The following is a 13527-nucleotide window of genomic DNA, read 5'->3' as shown; positions in this document are numbered from 1 at the left end:
TTAACTGTTTATTAACTTATCGCTTAATAACCGTTATTAACTTAACGGTTATTAAGTTAAACAGCCATTAAATTAAATATAAGGATTTGGTAGGTTTAAACCTGCCAAAATCTCAATCTCAAAACTTTCCATCTCATCTTGCTCGGTCTGTCCGAGCTCATGATCAAACCCTAATAAGTGCAGCATACCGTGTATCAATAGGTGACTAATATGCTGCGCGACGGTTTTGTTTTGCTCGGCGGCCTCACGTACCATGACTTCATGACAAATAATTAGCTCACCCAGCGGCAGCGTTGGCATCAGCTCAATAATGTTGGCTGGCATCTCACTGGGGTAGGACAGAATATTGGTCGCATAATTTTTGCCACGCGCTTCCAGATTTAACTCGCGTCCCTCCGCCTCATCCGTAATATATATATCGAGTGCTTTTGGCTTCTGTTGCCATTGCTCATGACTGATATCTGCAAAATAAGGCAGCGTCATGCCAGTGTTAATACGTTTATCGATATAATTTAAAGTCGCCATTATGACTGACAACAGACTATCTTCACTATAAAAGCGCTCAATCAAATCATCATTAATACTGTCAATAGCGCTGACATTGAGCTCAGCACTGGTGAGATTGTTTGCATCTGTTTCATTCATATTATTATCATTAGATTGGTTCATTTTTCTATCCTATTAACAAATAGCACGGCCTAATAAAAAACCGAACTACTGTCTTTAGTAATCCGGTTTTGATTAGTTTGAAGCTAAACGTTTTAAAGCTAAACGTTTCATTATAGCTACAATTCAACAGCTATAGCTTTTCACCTATAGTTTAGCCGCCGCGTTACTTATCGCTTGTCTGCGCTCTTGCTCAGCTAAGCGTTCTTGTTTGCGTTTTTCTTCTAGTATCAACTGCTCATTATCAAACACATCATAAGCTTCAACGATTTGTTGCACCAACTGATGGCGGACCACGTCTTTTGAATCAAACTTAGTGATATGAATCTCTTCGATACCGCTTAGGATTTCGAGCGCCTGCGTCAGTCCTGATTTGGTACCGCGAGGCAAATCGACCTGAGTAATGTCACCCGTGATGACTGCACGTGAGCCAAAGCCTAAGCGTGTCAAAAACATTTTCATTTGCTCAGGCGTGGTGTTCTGCGCTTCATCCAAAATGACAAACGAATTGTTCAAAGTACGACCACGCATATAGGCCAGCGGGGCAACTTCAATGATTTGCTTCTCAATCATTTTGCCGACTTTTTCAAAGCCAAGCATCTCGTACAACGCATCGTATAAAGGGCGTAAGTAGGGATCGATTTTTTGTGACAAGTCACCGGGTAAAAAGCCTAACTTTTCGCCTGCTTCTACCGCAGGGCGCACTAATAAAATACGCTCAATCTCATTACGCTCTATCATATCGACGGCACAAGCGACTGCCAAATAAGTCTTACCGGTACCGGCAGGCCCAATCCCGAACGACACATCAGACGATAAAATATCTCTCACATAACGCTGCTGATTGCCACCGCGCGGAATTATTTTACCATTACGAGTACGCAAGCTGATCGGGGTAAACTCACTAGCAGTAGCTAAGTCGTCCTTATTCTCCTCAGCAGCTGCTTGCTCATCTTCCTCATTGTCTTGATCGCGCGAGATGCTTGACTGGATAATGAGGTGCAGCTCTTCTGCGCTAATATCTTTTGAATTTTGAGCTTCATCGACCATTTTATAAATGATACGTTCGCCGCGCTCAACGCCAGTGATATCGCCACTCAAACAAAAATCGCCTTGGCGTTGGCTAATTTTGATATCGAGGCGTTCTTGGATATATTTCATGTGGTTATTGTATTCACCAAGCACGGTTTTTAGCTGTGCTGGAGTCAATGATTCGAACTTTATACGGCGGCTCATGGAGTCAGTCAATCGATTATCCTTATATTGGTAGCCCGATGCTATTGCTATTTATTGATAGAGGCAGGGGCATAATAGATAAAATAGTCAGTAATGCTTTATTGCTTTTAGAGAGTAGCGACAACAATGACGGTAAAATTATTGTGGGGTTTGTGGATGATAATAAGTGAATGGCCTGCCTTCATTATGGTAGATAGATTTTAAAATTCAAGCAATAGATGGCGTGAAAGGCCTTGTTTTTGTATGACGATTGCAACCGCTGCGCCAAGATTTTACAAGCGCTGATGCTTAAGCTATACAACTTTGTGTCTCAAGCACACTATCACTGCTGTTTTAGATATTTCAATAGTTTTTGTACACGCTGTCTATACCGTCGAGAGCACAGAATAGTAGACAATTTGTGGTAATCTATCAGCCATATCATCACAATTTAATTAGTTATAGAGGTGAAAAATAATATCAGCCATACCGTCACGTTTTTAGGATATTTTGACTATATCTAAATAGCTAACTTAACAGAAAAATTCACGTCTTAATAGAACGATGACGTTTTCACATAGAACAATATAACGTCTACGATAATAACGTTCTTGAAGGTTCATCAATAACTCGTTTTTGCTAATGATGGATAGCCAGCCAGCATGCTAAAGAGATCACATAAGGAATAATAATGACACAACAGAAAGGTTCAAATTTATCGGATGCTACAAACCAGTCTAAAAATACAAAGGCAATGACTGAGCAGCAAGTCCTTATCGCCGGCGGTGGTCATGTAGGCTTGTCTTTTGCACTGTTACTCGCACATCATGGTATTGGTAGCACCTTGCTTGAGAAGATGAGCTATCCAACCATTAGTCCCAGTGATGATGCTAAGCGCCGCCATTATTTGGATAGCCGTAATACTGCTTTATCGCGGCGCACGGTACAGATCTATCAAGAGATTGGCCTTTGGGATGAGCTGCAAAGTCACGCTTGCCGTATTGATGCGGTGCAAATTAGCGAGCAGGGCAGCTTTGGGCGCGCGCAATTAAACAAAGCGGAAGAGCGGGTCGAGTCATTCGGCCAAGTAATGGAAAATGCGTGGCTCGGACGCAAGCTGTTATTAGCTGCGCAACAAGAACCGCTGATCACTTTGATTGATAATGCCAATGTCACGGCAGTTGCGCAGCAAAACGATATGGTGACGCTGAGCTTTAGCCGCCATAGTGAAAAGGACGATGAGCAGCAATTGCAGGGCAGCGTGTTGGTCGCTTGTGATGGTCGTGACTCTACCGTACGTCAGCTATTGAATATCGGCACGACAACTTATGATTATCAGCAAACTGCTATCGTCGGCGTGGTAGAGACTGACAAGCCACATGAGCATGTGGCGATTGAGCGTTTTAGCCCAGCAGGGCCACTGGCGGTATTGCCATTGACCGATCCAGAAGGTGATGGTAATGATGACTATCAAAAAGGCTATAGACGTTCAGTCGTTTGGGTTTGTCCAACGGGTGAGGAAACGCAGTATCTAGAAGATGATGCGCATTTCTTGGCAACCTTGCAGCAGGCTTTTGGCGCGCGCGCTGGCACCTTTATAGCGGCTGGTCGTCGCGGCGCTTATCCTTTAACGCGAGTGCTCGCTGACAAACAAGTCGAGGGTCGCTGCGTCATCATGGGTAATGCAGCGCACACCTTGCATCCAGTCGCTGGACAAGGCTTTAACCTGTGTATGCGTGACGCTCATGTACTGGCGCAAATGATGAGTAGGCAAGTGTTAAAGGGCGCAGATATCGGTGATACGCAACTGTTAAAACGCTATGAGAAGGCACGTCAAACGGATCAAAAACGCGTCATTCGCTTTTGTGATGCCGTCGTACATGGCTTTACGCATCCAAATCCAGCGGTGAAGCTGGCACGTAACGTGGCTTTGGTTGCCTTTGATAAACTGCCAAATATTAAGCCGCTAATCGCTAACTATGCGATGGGCTTGAAGTCGTAGTTTGTCATAGCACGAGCACGTTATATCAATTGTCTATACCAATGTTCTATACGATGGCACTTAAATGTAGGAATAACTTATGAAAAATAATCATACGCTGATTATCGGTAGCGGTATTGTTGGGGCGACATTGGCGTTAAAACTGGCGCAAGCAAAAATGCCCGTGACGTTGATTGATGCACGTCCTGCGCGTGATGAGTCGGATTGGCAAGAAGTATTGAAGCAACGCGACGCTCGCGTTTATGCACTGAGCGTGGCCAGTATTAACTTGCTGAGCGATGTCGGCGCGTGGCAAAAGATTGCTGCCTCTGAGCGTAAAGCGGACTACTCACAAATGCAGGTATGGCAACTCAACGGTATGGGCGAGCTGTTATTTGGCGATAGCAGCGACAATCATCCTAACAGTACGCTGCCGCAAATGCTTGGCAGCATGGTTGAGCCCGCCATCATTGAACATGCGTTATGGCAGCGTTTATCTGAAGATGATGTCAGTGACTATTTAACCGTCATCGCTGGACATAAAGTTATCAATATGGATTGGCTAGGTGCAGAGCAAGGTTATCGTGTCACCGTTGATGATGGTACTGTGATTGACGCTCAATTATTAGTGGGCGCGGATGGCCGCGGTTCATTTGTGCGTCAGCAAGCCGCTATCGAACTAGATACTTTAGACTATAAGCAAACGGCGATTTGCTGCGCTATTCAAACTGATAAACCTCACCAAGCTACTGCGCGTCAAGCGATGCTACCTACCGGTACGCTGGCACTATTACCGTTAGCCGATATTACCGATGAGGATAAAGCCAACCCACAACATTGGCAATCGGTAGTCTGGACGTTGCCGCGCAATCAAGCATTGGCGTTGATAGAGGAGGACGCGCGCGTCATTGCTGATAAATTGGCTGCTGCCAGTCATTATGAGCTGGGTGCTATTCACAAAATTGAATCAATCGCCAGTTTTCCATTAGCGGCGCAGCAAGCGAAGACTTATGTCGCAGATAATTTAGTATTGATTGGTGATGCGGCGCATGGGGTACATCCACTTGCTGGACAAGGACTCAATCTGGGCATGCTCGATGTAAAAGCGTTAAGCAAACAATTGGCGCATGATTATAACCGTAGTGGCGGCGCGCTTTGGGGTACCAATCAAACTTTGCGTAGTTATGAGCGTTTGCGCCGTCCGCATAACAGTCTGATGATGCATAGCTTTTCAGCGCTTAACTGGCTGTTTGCGGGCTCGCTGGCTCAGATGCGTCCTATCCAACAACTTCGTAATGAAGGTATGTATCGTGTTAGTAAAATCAAGCCATTGATGCGGCTATTTGCTAAGCAGGCGAGTGGGGTTTAGGGTTTTGACTTAAGGAGTGAGTGATGCAAAACCTAAAAGTGCTAAGAATTATGGTAATGAAATTTATGAAACTCTTACAACCTTAATTCCGCCTATACCAGATTCAGATGGTGATGGCGTTTTAGATGATATTGACAACTGTCCAAAGACACCAGTTAATACTGTAGTAGATAATGATGGTTGTCCTGTAACAAAGAATTTAATGGGACCTTTTGCATTAGAAATTAAAACTTACTTTGAACAGGGTGGTGCAGAGTTTTTACGTGAAGGTTATGCTACAGATATAGACAAGCTTGCTGATAGATTTGCAGCTTATTCCTATTTACCAATTATTATCTTAGGGCATATCTCCAAGCCTGAAGCGCTACTTATCCAAACCGCTAATAGTAAGCAAGCCAGCGATAAGACTCCTATAAATAAGCAATTAGCACAGGATCGCGCGCAGCTTGTCAAAGATCGTTTAGTGAGCCAAGGCATCTCTGCAAGCAAAATATTTACTTATGATTGTGGAACGAGTTATCAGGTTATTTCAGATGATGCTGAGGCAAACATATTCATGAATCAGCGAGTATTCGGTTGGTCTGCTGTTGAGGATGAGAAGTACATTGTTCGATCCTATGGTTTGGAAGGCTATAAAGAGAAGTGTAAAGCTTTTCAAAGGTGATCAATTATGAAAGCTAAGTTAAGATTAACTATTGCAACTATTATAAGCGCTTTAACACTATCCGCGTGTCAAACGTCCAATCAAACTCCTGATTTGTCTAAGCAAAAAAGTCAAACTATCAACATGCCAACGGTTATGGTTAGTTTAGATAGCGACGGCGATGGCGTTCCTGATGAATTAGACCAGTGTCCGAATACGCCAGAAAATGTAGTAATAGATGGTAGAGGCTGTCCTTTCACCACTATTGGAACTGGTTTGCAAATGGAATATCGTGCCTTTTTTGCAAAGGGTAGCAGTGAACTAACATCTAAATATCAGGTTGAACTGGATAAAGTAGCGGCAAGAATGAAAGAGTATGATACCGCTATTTTTAAGATTGAAGCGCATATTTCAGAGGATGAAATTAATAAAGAGTTAAGTTCATTACCTAAAAATAGAGCATTAATAATCAAAAACTATCTTTTATTAAAGCATGGTATAGAATCGAGTCGATTAATGACTTTAAATTGTGACGCTAGAGCGCCCATCGCACCCAATGATACTGATGAGGGACGATCTTTTAATCGTCGGGTCTATGCTTTATTAACTGAACCTGATAATGAGTATCCTATCAATTTAAAAGATGGCATCTGCGTTAAATTTTAAATCAAGTTTTTATCAATTATTGACCATTCTCTCAAATCAAACACTCTAAGGTAACCCCTTATGCTCATCCCCAAATACTGGGCGCAATACAAACAGCGCTTTGATTCGCTAGAGACGTCTAATAAATTCTCCAAGCAAGCAACTATTAAGCGTTATGGTTGGTCAGATATTAGTCAAAGTGCAGCATTAAGTCATGCCAAAGCGCGAGTGGAAGAGGCGCATAAGCGCTGGCTGGCAGGTGAGGATATCTTACGCCGCGAACGCAGGGAAGAATATAACGCAAGCAACGGCATTCCCATTCGTGAACAGATTATCTCCGAGCATTCTTTTCCAGAAAGTGGACTGCCTAATAATAGCGCAGCAACGACGCAGCTCATTGTCACGCGTAACAGCTATGGGGCGCACGTCGCCAACGTTGATAACATCGCCATTATTGATGTCGATAATGATGATTTATTGCGTCATAACTATCCTGATGATTATAACCATCATGGCTTTATGGCTGCCTTTCTCGTTAATCAAAGCAATCCATCAGCCAAAGTGAAGGTTTGGCTTTTTGTCATCGTCTTTATACTTATTGCCAGTGTCATCGCTTGGCTAGGATTATCATGGTTATGGCTGTTAGTGTTGATGATCGGTGCGACTGCTTATTTGTGGCAACAGGCTAGTCAAAAGGATAAAGCCCGCGCGCAAAAATATGCCGATGATGCCGCTTCATTGCTACCTTATATGACGAATTTAATAAAAAAGCGTATCGCCAGTCATCCCAATGAGTCCTTTCGTCTATATCAAACACCTGCAGGCTTTCGTATTATCGCCACTCACGATATCGTGTCGCCAAGTAATAGCGTGGTCGAAGAATGGTTTGAGTATTTTCATGCGGATACCAATTACGTGCGTCTATGTCAGATACAGCACTGCTTTCGTGCGCGGCTCACTGCCAAGCCGTGGCGTATGAATGAGGTCGAGGATAACAACTTGGCTAAAGATATCCCTGCGAAAAACTTTTGGTTCGCTGATGATAGTAATACTGATGATACGGACTCACAACACCACAAAGCGCTTGCGGCACGCCAGCAATGGATTACCGACTATGATCAGTATGCTAAAAGCTATCGAGCTTGCCGTTATATCGAGAGTATTACTGGTAGAGAGGTTGCCAATATAAGCGCCAGTACAGCACAAGCTACTATTGATGAGTTTATCCAGTGGCATGACAAGGCTTGTCAAGTAGATAAAGAGTTACCGTTGGCTTGACTCGGATTTTATTTTATACATAAAAATGAGCTTTTGACCATTTCAAGGAAAAATCACTATGACTATTAAACTAAAATGCTACAGCGCTTTATTATTAACCGCATCTATAACACTAGCAGGCTGCCAAACTACTACAACTACGCCGTCCAAAAATACCTCTCAGTATGAAAAAATCAGAACGATGCAAGCAGATAGCGATTTAGATGGCGACGGCGTCCTTGATGCTATCGACGAGTGCCCTGAAACGCCACCTAACATCGTTGTAGATAGTGCAGGTTGTCCAGTAGTGGTTTATACAGGATCGTTAGAAATAGAATTTCGAGGATTTTTTGAACCGATGAGCAGTCAACTATTTGACAAATATGATAAAGGATTTGCAATAATTGAAGAAAGTCTTAACGAGCATCCAGACGCTAAGGTTTTTATTTTTGGTCATATGGCATCTAATGAGCTTGAGTTAACGCACAATAAAAATAATTTATCGCGCAACCGCGCCATTAATGTTGAAAATAGGTTAGTAGAAAGGCATCACATTGCCTCTGATCGCATCTCTACTTACGATTGCTCAGATAGATATCCGTTTATAGATACAGACTTTAGGAAAAGTGATTTTGAAAATATGGAGTCTAAAAATAGAAGGGTATCTGTTAAAGCAAGTACGCAAGTAGATGATTTAGCAAATCTGGAAGCCGCAAGTGATCGAGAAAATTACGAAAGATACTCAAAGCACTGCGAAATATTTGAATAAGGGTTTAAATGCCATCAAAATTTTTATTCACCCCAACGCCGAAAATACCACCATCAGTACTGGCGCGACAATATTGATAATAAAGCCAAAGCTAATCGCCAATGGCACGACTTTTAAACCACCCGATTGCTGAATGATTGGTAAAGTAAAGTCTAAGCTGGTCGCACCACCCAATCCAACCGCTGCCGACGGATATTTACGCATAAAGACGGGAATAAATATCAACGCAAAGAATTCACGTATCAAGTCATTAAATAACGCCACACTGCCCCAAATTGCCCCATAAGCATCGGTCATCACAATCGCTGATAGCGAATACCAACCAAACCCTGACGCCAGCGCCAAGCCTTTAGTCCAAGAGACATCACTAAATATTAGCGCAAAAATAAGCCCGCCAACCAGCACGGCTAGCGTAAAGATAATACTCATCTCAACGCCGCGTCTATTGAGCAGCACTTCTTTTAACGTAATACCTGAGCCTTTAAGTCCTATACCCACTAGCAAGATTAGTATCATTAGCATCACCGTCATGGTGTTTTCAGGCGGCATATAATCGGCCGGTAAAAAATAGCCAATCACCATCCCAATGACCACACAGATAACTTGGGCGAGGCTGCCGCGAATACTAACGCGATGTTCTTTAGATTTTACGCTGAGTTTTTTGGCATGCCATGGGCGCAGACGGTCAAATAGCATAAGAGCAAATAAGCCCGACCCAATCGTCAATATCGATAATATCGTGACATACAGCGCAATCTCGCCTATCTGGCTGCCAAGCCCTTCCACTTGTGATAGCTCAATACCTATCAAAGCTAGAATAATAAAGACCAAATAAGATAAGCCTTTATCAGCAATCTTAGTCATAGTAGGATTGGATGGAATGGCAAAACCAATAAACATTGGCATTAATACCAAGACGAGGGTAATTAGGCTTTGCATGGTGATAGGCTCGAAATATTGGACTCGAAAGGTGAGACTTTGAATAGTGGAATCATGGCCTTTTTATAAGCGGGCAATTGTATCATATCAGAGGTTAAAATCTGGCTATTAAAGCTGCTATATTGATGACGTAGACGTTAATTAAGCAAGTTATTGAGATTTTTATTTATGCCAAACAATTCAACATCCAAAAATACTAATAATAAAAATGATTTAGAACCTTTAACTAAAATTCATTTGGCAGTTTTCGGTGGTACTAGCGGTATCGGATTGGCTTTAGCTTTGCATCATTTAAAACTAGGTGTGCTGACGAGCGTATGGCCGTGCATCATTTTGATGCGCAGCGGTGCAACTAAATAGGAGTAGCCACATGATCGCACTAATTTGGTGCTAGCCATGAAGTGGTAGATAGGATAAGTGTTTATGGCTACTTAGTGGCTACGACCTCAGTATTTATGCCGCTTTAGCGGTGCAAATTAAGCGCGTTGAGATGTGGTTTGTGAAGTTGGCACGGCAGCTGCTATGTGTATCGTGTGCAATGTTTATCGTGCACATCGTGGAATTAATACCGCGAGTCATCCTAAATAGAGTAAATGGAGTTTGACCATGAAACTGACCAAATTATCACATGCTGTTATCGCTGCTTCTTCAATGACTGTAGGCGCAATGGCTCACGCTGAAATTACTACTTCGGGTTCGGTGGCATTAACTAGCGATTACAAGTTCCGCGGTATTACACAAACATCTAATAATGCAGCTATACAAGGCAGCTTGACTGCATCTCATGATAGCGGTGCTTACGCAACGGTGTGGGGCTCAAGCGTAGATAGCTTAGTCGGTGGTTCAGAAATGGACTTTATGCTCGGTTATGCTGGCGAATCGGGTGATATTTCTTACGATGTCGGTGTAATGCGTTATGCCTACCCGGGTGCTAATAGTGGCAATGCTGGTGGTGCTGAGCCTGATTACAATGAAGTTTATGGCTCTGTAGCTGCTCGCGGCACGAAAGTTGGCGTGGCATATTCCGATGACTATTTTGCCGAAACCGGCAAGTTTGGTTATGTTTTTGCCTCATACGGTACTGAGGTTTCAGGCGTCGGTGTATCGGCATCTGTTGGCTATAACTATTTCTTTGATGACAACAATGCGGCAGGTGAAGGTCTAGGAGCATTCCTAGGAAATCCAGCTGTCACTGATGATGCTTATATCGATTATAAAGTCGCTGTTAGTAAAGAAGTTAAAGACATCGGCTTTGAGTTGGCTTATATCGGCACTGACCTAAACGAGAAAGATGCTGGTGGCCTAAACATCGACGGCTCCTTCGTAGTCACTGCCTCCAAATCTTTCTAATCCCACTGTTTTCCGGTTGCCTCTCGAGGCAGCCATCTCCCAAACATGGAGTACGCTAATATGAAATTGGTCACTGCCGTTATTAAACCTTAGATTAACAAATGAAGATAAAACTAAAGAGCAGGTCTAATAAATTTAGACGAGCATAAGAATAGATTGACTGTAAACTTTCTCATCAGCTATTGCTTTTGGTTGCAAGCCGTGCGTTTGCAGTTTGCGAATAAACCGTGATTTGCTATCTATACACCATAAACGTTCGATCTCGTAGCTATAGTCAGAGAAAAGTAATATTGATACATCAAGTACTGCTGGTATCAATTTTTCTTGCTTGCTGTGCCCATGCAGACAGAGGCTGAAAAAAATTCATACCAGCAGCATTGTAGCGTTTTTGAGATATTTTAACTATACCACGCAGACCGATTAGTATAAAAAATGTGATAAGAAGCCATTGATAAGGATAAGACAGTGTTTAGGTTTGAGATTGCGGCTGAAGTTGAGCGTATTGAGCATATTGAGAGTCATTAGTTATTTTAGCAATCACATAACAAACACAGCGCGCGGCTAACATCAGCCACCAAGAGCGCGCGATCAGATAAATGGTCGGCAGACGCTTGCGAAAATGCGGTAGCGCCAGCGTGCCCCACGTCAAACTGACCACCATCATAAGACCAATAACAAATAGCGTATCAGTAGTCATATACTCAGCACTTTGAAAGATAAAAACGGTCATTAACCGCGTTTGGAATGGCTAGAACAATAATCTTACATCACTATTAGATATGAGCAACTGCTGGTGCTGCTCTAGCCTCTGTGTGCTTGATTACAGGCTGAACTAACCAAGCAATGCTATCTTCTTGCACATTTGATAAGGGCTCAATGATGCTGGTCTTAGGCGTGACCGCTAAATTTGGATAATCTTTACGATAATGACCACCGCGACTCTCAAGGCGTTGATAAGCCGATTGAACGATTAAAGTCGCCAATTGCAGTTGCCGCGCTAATTGAAAACGCGCCAACTGATTAGAGTTCGTAAAATTGTCTGCACTATTTATATTGTCTGCACTATTTATATCGAGCTGTTTGGCTTCAGAGTTAGCTAGCTGTTGCTGCCACTGCTGAATTTGCCTAAGCGCTTGCTCTAACTGCTCAGCACTGCGGCTGATACCCATGTTATTGGTCATTAATACTTTGAGCTGGGCGGTTATGTCAGTTAACTCATTATCGCTGTTTAACTCATTTTTCAGAGTGCTATGCTTATAAGTATCGAGTGGCGGCAGAGTAGCGACAGATAATCTAACGGGCTGGGTTTCTTTCAATATGGGCGTTGTCCATCTATCAATCGCTGGCTGTTTTACATTCTTAGCACAGGAAGTTGTCGCTAATTTTTCCATCGATATTAGATAGCGCGGCAAGTTGGCAGCGATATTACGCCCAACCACCACGCACTCTAACAACGAATTACTTGCCAAGCGATTGGCACCATGCAAACCCGTGTAAGCCACTTCGCCAGCAGCGTATAGCCCTTGTACATCGGTCAAACCATTGGCATCAGTGACCACGCCGCCACAACTATAATGCGCGGTCGGGGCAACCGGAATAGGGTCGGTAGTGATATCGATACCGAGGTTGAATAGCGTCTGATAAATTTGTGGAAAATGCTGTTGTAAAAATGCCGCTGGCAAGTGACTGACATCAAGATGCACGTAGCCTAAACCGTTATTATTAATCTGATCAGCTATGGCACGAGCAACGATATCTCGCGGGGCAAGTTCAGCGCGCGCATCAATATCCAGCATAAAGCGTTTGCCAGTTTTTGGGCAATATAATCGACCACCTTCACCGCGCAGGGCTTCAGATATCAAAAAGCTACTATCGCCTAGTGCTAAACCGGTTGGATGAAACTGGATAAATTCTAAATTTGCTAAGCGGCAACCTGCTTGCCACGCCATCATAACGCCATCACCGACACAGACATTGGGCGCACTGGCACGTTGAAACAGTTGTCCTAAACCGCCACTTGCCAGTACGACTGCACGACTATAAAAAGTGAGTTGGCGTTGGTTATTATGATCAAAGACCTTCGCGCCTTGGCATTGGTTATCATTGTTTTTTAAAAGGCTCAGCGCTTCATGAAACGTAAATACAGTAATATTGGGCTCAGCTTTGACCTTTACCGTTAAAGCTTCCATCACATGCCGGCCAGTGGCATCTTCAGCGTGGGCAACACGTCTACAGCCATGTCCGCCTTCTTTGGTTAAATGTAGGTTAGTAGTTTGTAGTTCAGTGAAAGGTTTTGTGCTGTAGTTTTGCCCATTATTATCTTGCGGAATCTGAGTAAAGGGCACGCCTTGCTCGCACAGCCATTGAACTGCTTGTTGCCCAGCGCTTAGAATACTACTGGTATTGTCAGTGGCACATAATCCTGCCCCAGCAACTAATGTATCGGCGATATGGTCAGTGATGGAATCATCTTTATCTAAACAGGCCGCTATACCGCCTTGGGCATAATGGCTAGAGCAGGTTTCAAGTGCTGCTTTACTTAAAATGGTAATATTTAGCGATCTTGGCAAGGCAAGAGCAGTACTTAAGCCAGCCAGACCTGCGCCAATGATCAGTACATCCGTTTGTATGATTTTATCAGAGTCATTAGCCACTTTAGAACTGGCTTTAGCGTTTGCCCATATCGTGCTCAT

The 13527-nt window shown here is 43.3% G+C and carries 13 protein-coding genes; 8 read left to right on the top strand and 5 right to left on the bottom strand.

Annotation, left to right across the window (positions count from 1 at the left end):
* Window positions 1–72 precede the first annotated feature (72 nt).
* Both ybeY and AAEY79_RS07320 read right to left on the bottom strand, forming a co-directional pair.
* Complete coding sequence (gene ybeY / locus AAEY79_RS07325) at window positions 73–669, bottom strand: rRNA maturation RNase YbeY (RefSeq protein WP_025653111.1); 597 nt, start codon at window positions 667–669, stop codon at window positions 73–75.
* Window positions 670–813: 144 nt separating this feature from the next.
* Window positions 814–1902, bottom strand: coding sequence for a PhoH family protein (locus tag AAEY79_RS07320; protein WP_101211534.1), 1089 nt, complete (start codon window positions 1900–1902; stop codon window positions 814–816).
* Window positions 1903–2572: 670 nt separating this feature from the next.
* On the opposite strand from AAEY79_RS07320, the gene AAEY79_RS07315 reads away from it, so the two are divergent.
* From AAEY79_RS07315 to AAEY79_RS07290, 6 genes are all read left to right on the top strand, one after another.
* Window positions 2573–3883 carry an FAD-dependent monooxygenase gene (locus tag AAEY79_RS07315; protein WP_407074185.1) on the top strand — a complete coding sequence of 437 codons (1311 nt, stop codon included), beginning with the start codon at window positions 2573–2575 and terminating at the stop codon, window positions 3881–3883.
* 79 nt (window positions 3884–3962) lie between these two features.
* The gene (locus AAEY79_RS07310; protein ID WP_352287919.1) at window positions 3963–5231 is read left to right on the top strand and encodes an FAD-dependent monooxygenase; all 1269 of its coding nucleotides are present in this window, start codon (window positions 3963–3965) and stop codon (window positions 5229–5231) included.
* A gap of 16 nt (window positions 5232–5247) precedes the next feature.
* Window positions 5248–5895 carry an OmpA family protein gene (locus AAEY79_RS07305; RefSeq protein ID WP_352287916.1) on the top strand — a complete coding sequence of 216 codons (648 nt, stop codon included), beginning with the start codon at window positions 5248–5250 and terminating at the stop codon, window positions 5893–5895.
* A gap of 6 nt (window positions 5896–5901) precedes the next feature.
* The gene (locus tag AAEY79_RS07300; RefSeq protein ID WP_352287913.1) at window positions 5902–6540 is read left to right on the top strand and encodes an OmpA family protein; all 639 of its coding nucleotides are present in this window, start codon (window positions 5902–5904) and stop codon (window positions 6538–6540) included.
* A gap of 60 nt (window positions 6541–6600) precedes the next feature.
* Window positions 6601–7797 (top strand): hypothetical protein, encoded by a 1197-nt coding sequence (locus tag AAEY79_RS07295; RefSeq protein WP_352287910.1) that lies wholly within the window; start codon window positions 6601–6603, stop codon window positions 7795–7797.
* Between the two features lie 58 nt (window positions 7798–7855).
* The gene (locus tag AAEY79_RS07290) at window positions 7856–8545 is read left to right on the top strand and encodes an OmpA family protein (RefSeq protein WP_352287907.1); all 690 of its coding nucleotides are present in this window, start codon (window positions 7856–7858) and stop codon (window positions 8543–8545) included.
* 27 nt (window positions 8546–8572) lie between these two features.
* Here AAEY79_RS07290 and AAEY79_RS07285 read toward each other — a convergent pair whose 3' ends face one another.
* Window positions 8573–9484, bottom strand: coding sequence for a lysine exporter LysO family protein (locus AAEY79_RS07285; protein ID WP_352287904.1), 912 nt, complete (start codon window positions 9482–9484; stop codon window positions 8573–8575).
* A gap of 168 nt (window positions 9485–9652) precedes the next feature.
* Between AAEY79_RS07285 and AAEY79_RS07280 the strand changes: the two genes are divergently transcribed.
* Together AAEY79_RS07280 and AAEY79_RS07275 are read left to right on the top strand one after the other, a co-directional pair.
* The gene (locus tag AAEY79_RS07280; protein ID WP_352287901.1) at window positions 9653–9844 is read left to right on the top strand and encodes a hypothetical protein; all 192 of its coding nucleotides are present in this window, start codon (window positions 9653–9655) and stop codon (window positions 9842–9844) included.
* A gap of 246 nt (window positions 9845–10090) precedes the next feature.
* Window positions 10091–10834, top strand: coding sequence for a TorF family putative porin (locus tag AAEY79_RS07275; protein ID WP_352287899.1), 744 nt, complete (start codon window positions 10091–10093; stop codon window positions 10832–10834).
* A gap of 469 nt (window positions 10835–11303) precedes the next feature.
* Here AAEY79_RS07275 and AAEY79_RS07270 read toward each other — a convergent pair whose 3' ends face one another.
* Together AAEY79_RS07270 and nadB are read right to left on the bottom strand one after the other, a co-directional pair.
* A complete protein-coding gene (locus AAEY79_RS07270; protein ID WP_352287896.1) occupies window positions 11304–11531 on the bottom strand; it encodes a hypothetical protein in 228 nt (75 codons plus the stop codon).
* A 76-nt stretch (window positions 11532–11607) separates the two neighbouring features.
* Window positions 11608–13527, bottom strand: coding sequence for an L-aspartate oxidase (gene nadB / locus AAEY79_RS07265; RefSeq protein WP_352287894.1), 1920 nt, complete (start codon window positions 13525–13527; stop codon window positions 11608–11610).

The sequence above is a fragment of the Psychrobacter sp. GW64-MNA-CIBAN-0177 genome, from assembly GCF_040309585.1.
In the GTDB taxonomy this organism is placed as follows: domain Bacteria; phylum Pseudomonadota; class Gammaproteobacteria; order Pseudomonadales; family Moraxellaceae; genus Psychrobacter; species Psychrobacter okhotskensis.
This window is presented reverse-complemented; position numbering and strand designations above follow the sequence as displayed.

Coding starts and splice junctions, on each gene's coding strand:
- AAEY79_RS07300 (WP_352287913.1), top strand. CDS start 5,902: ATGAAAGCTAAGTTAAGATTAACTATTGCAACTATTATAAGCGCTTTA.
- AAEY79_RS07310 (WP_352287919.1), top strand. CDS start 3,963: ATGAAAAATAATCATACGCTGATTATCGGTAGCGGTATTGTTGGGGCG.
- AAEY79_RS07320 (WP_101211534.1), bottom strand. CDS start 1,902: ATGAGCCGCCGTATAAAGTTCGAATCATTGACTCCAGCACAGCTAAAA.
- AAEY79_RS07280 (WP_352287901.1), top strand. CDS start 9,653: ATGCCAAACAATTCAACATCCAAAAATACTAATAATAAAAATGATTTA.
- AAEY79_RS07285 (WP_352287904.1), bottom strand. CDS start 9,484: ATGCAAAGCCTAATTACCCTCGTCTTGGTATTAATGCCAATGTTTATT.
- AAEY79_RS07270 (WP_352287896.1), bottom strand. CDS start 11,531: ATGACTACTGATACGCTATTTGTTATTGGTCTTATGATGGTGGTCAGT.
- AAEY79_RS07290 (WP_352287907.1), top strand. CDS start 7,856: ATGACTATTAAACTAAAATGCTACAGCGCTTTATTATTAACCGCATCT.
- ybeY (WP_025653111.1), bottom strand. CDS start 669: ATGAACCAATCTAATGATAATAATATGAATGAAACAGATGCAAACAAT.
- nadB (WP_352287894.1), bottom strand. CDS start 13,527: ATGAGCACGATATGGGCAAACGCTAAAGCCAGTTCTAAAGTGGCTAAT.
- AAEY79_RS07275 (WP_352287899.1), top strand. CDS start 10,091: ATGAAACTGACCAAATTATCACATGCTGTTATCGCTGCTTCTTCAATG.
- AAEY79_RS07315 (WP_407074185.1), top strand. CDS start 2,573: ATGACACAACAGAAAGGTTCAAATTTATCGGATGCTACAAACCAGTCT.
- AAEY79_RS07295 (WP_352287910.1), top strand. CDS start 6,601: ATGCTCATCCCCAAATACTGGGCGCAATACAAACAGCGCTTTGATTCG.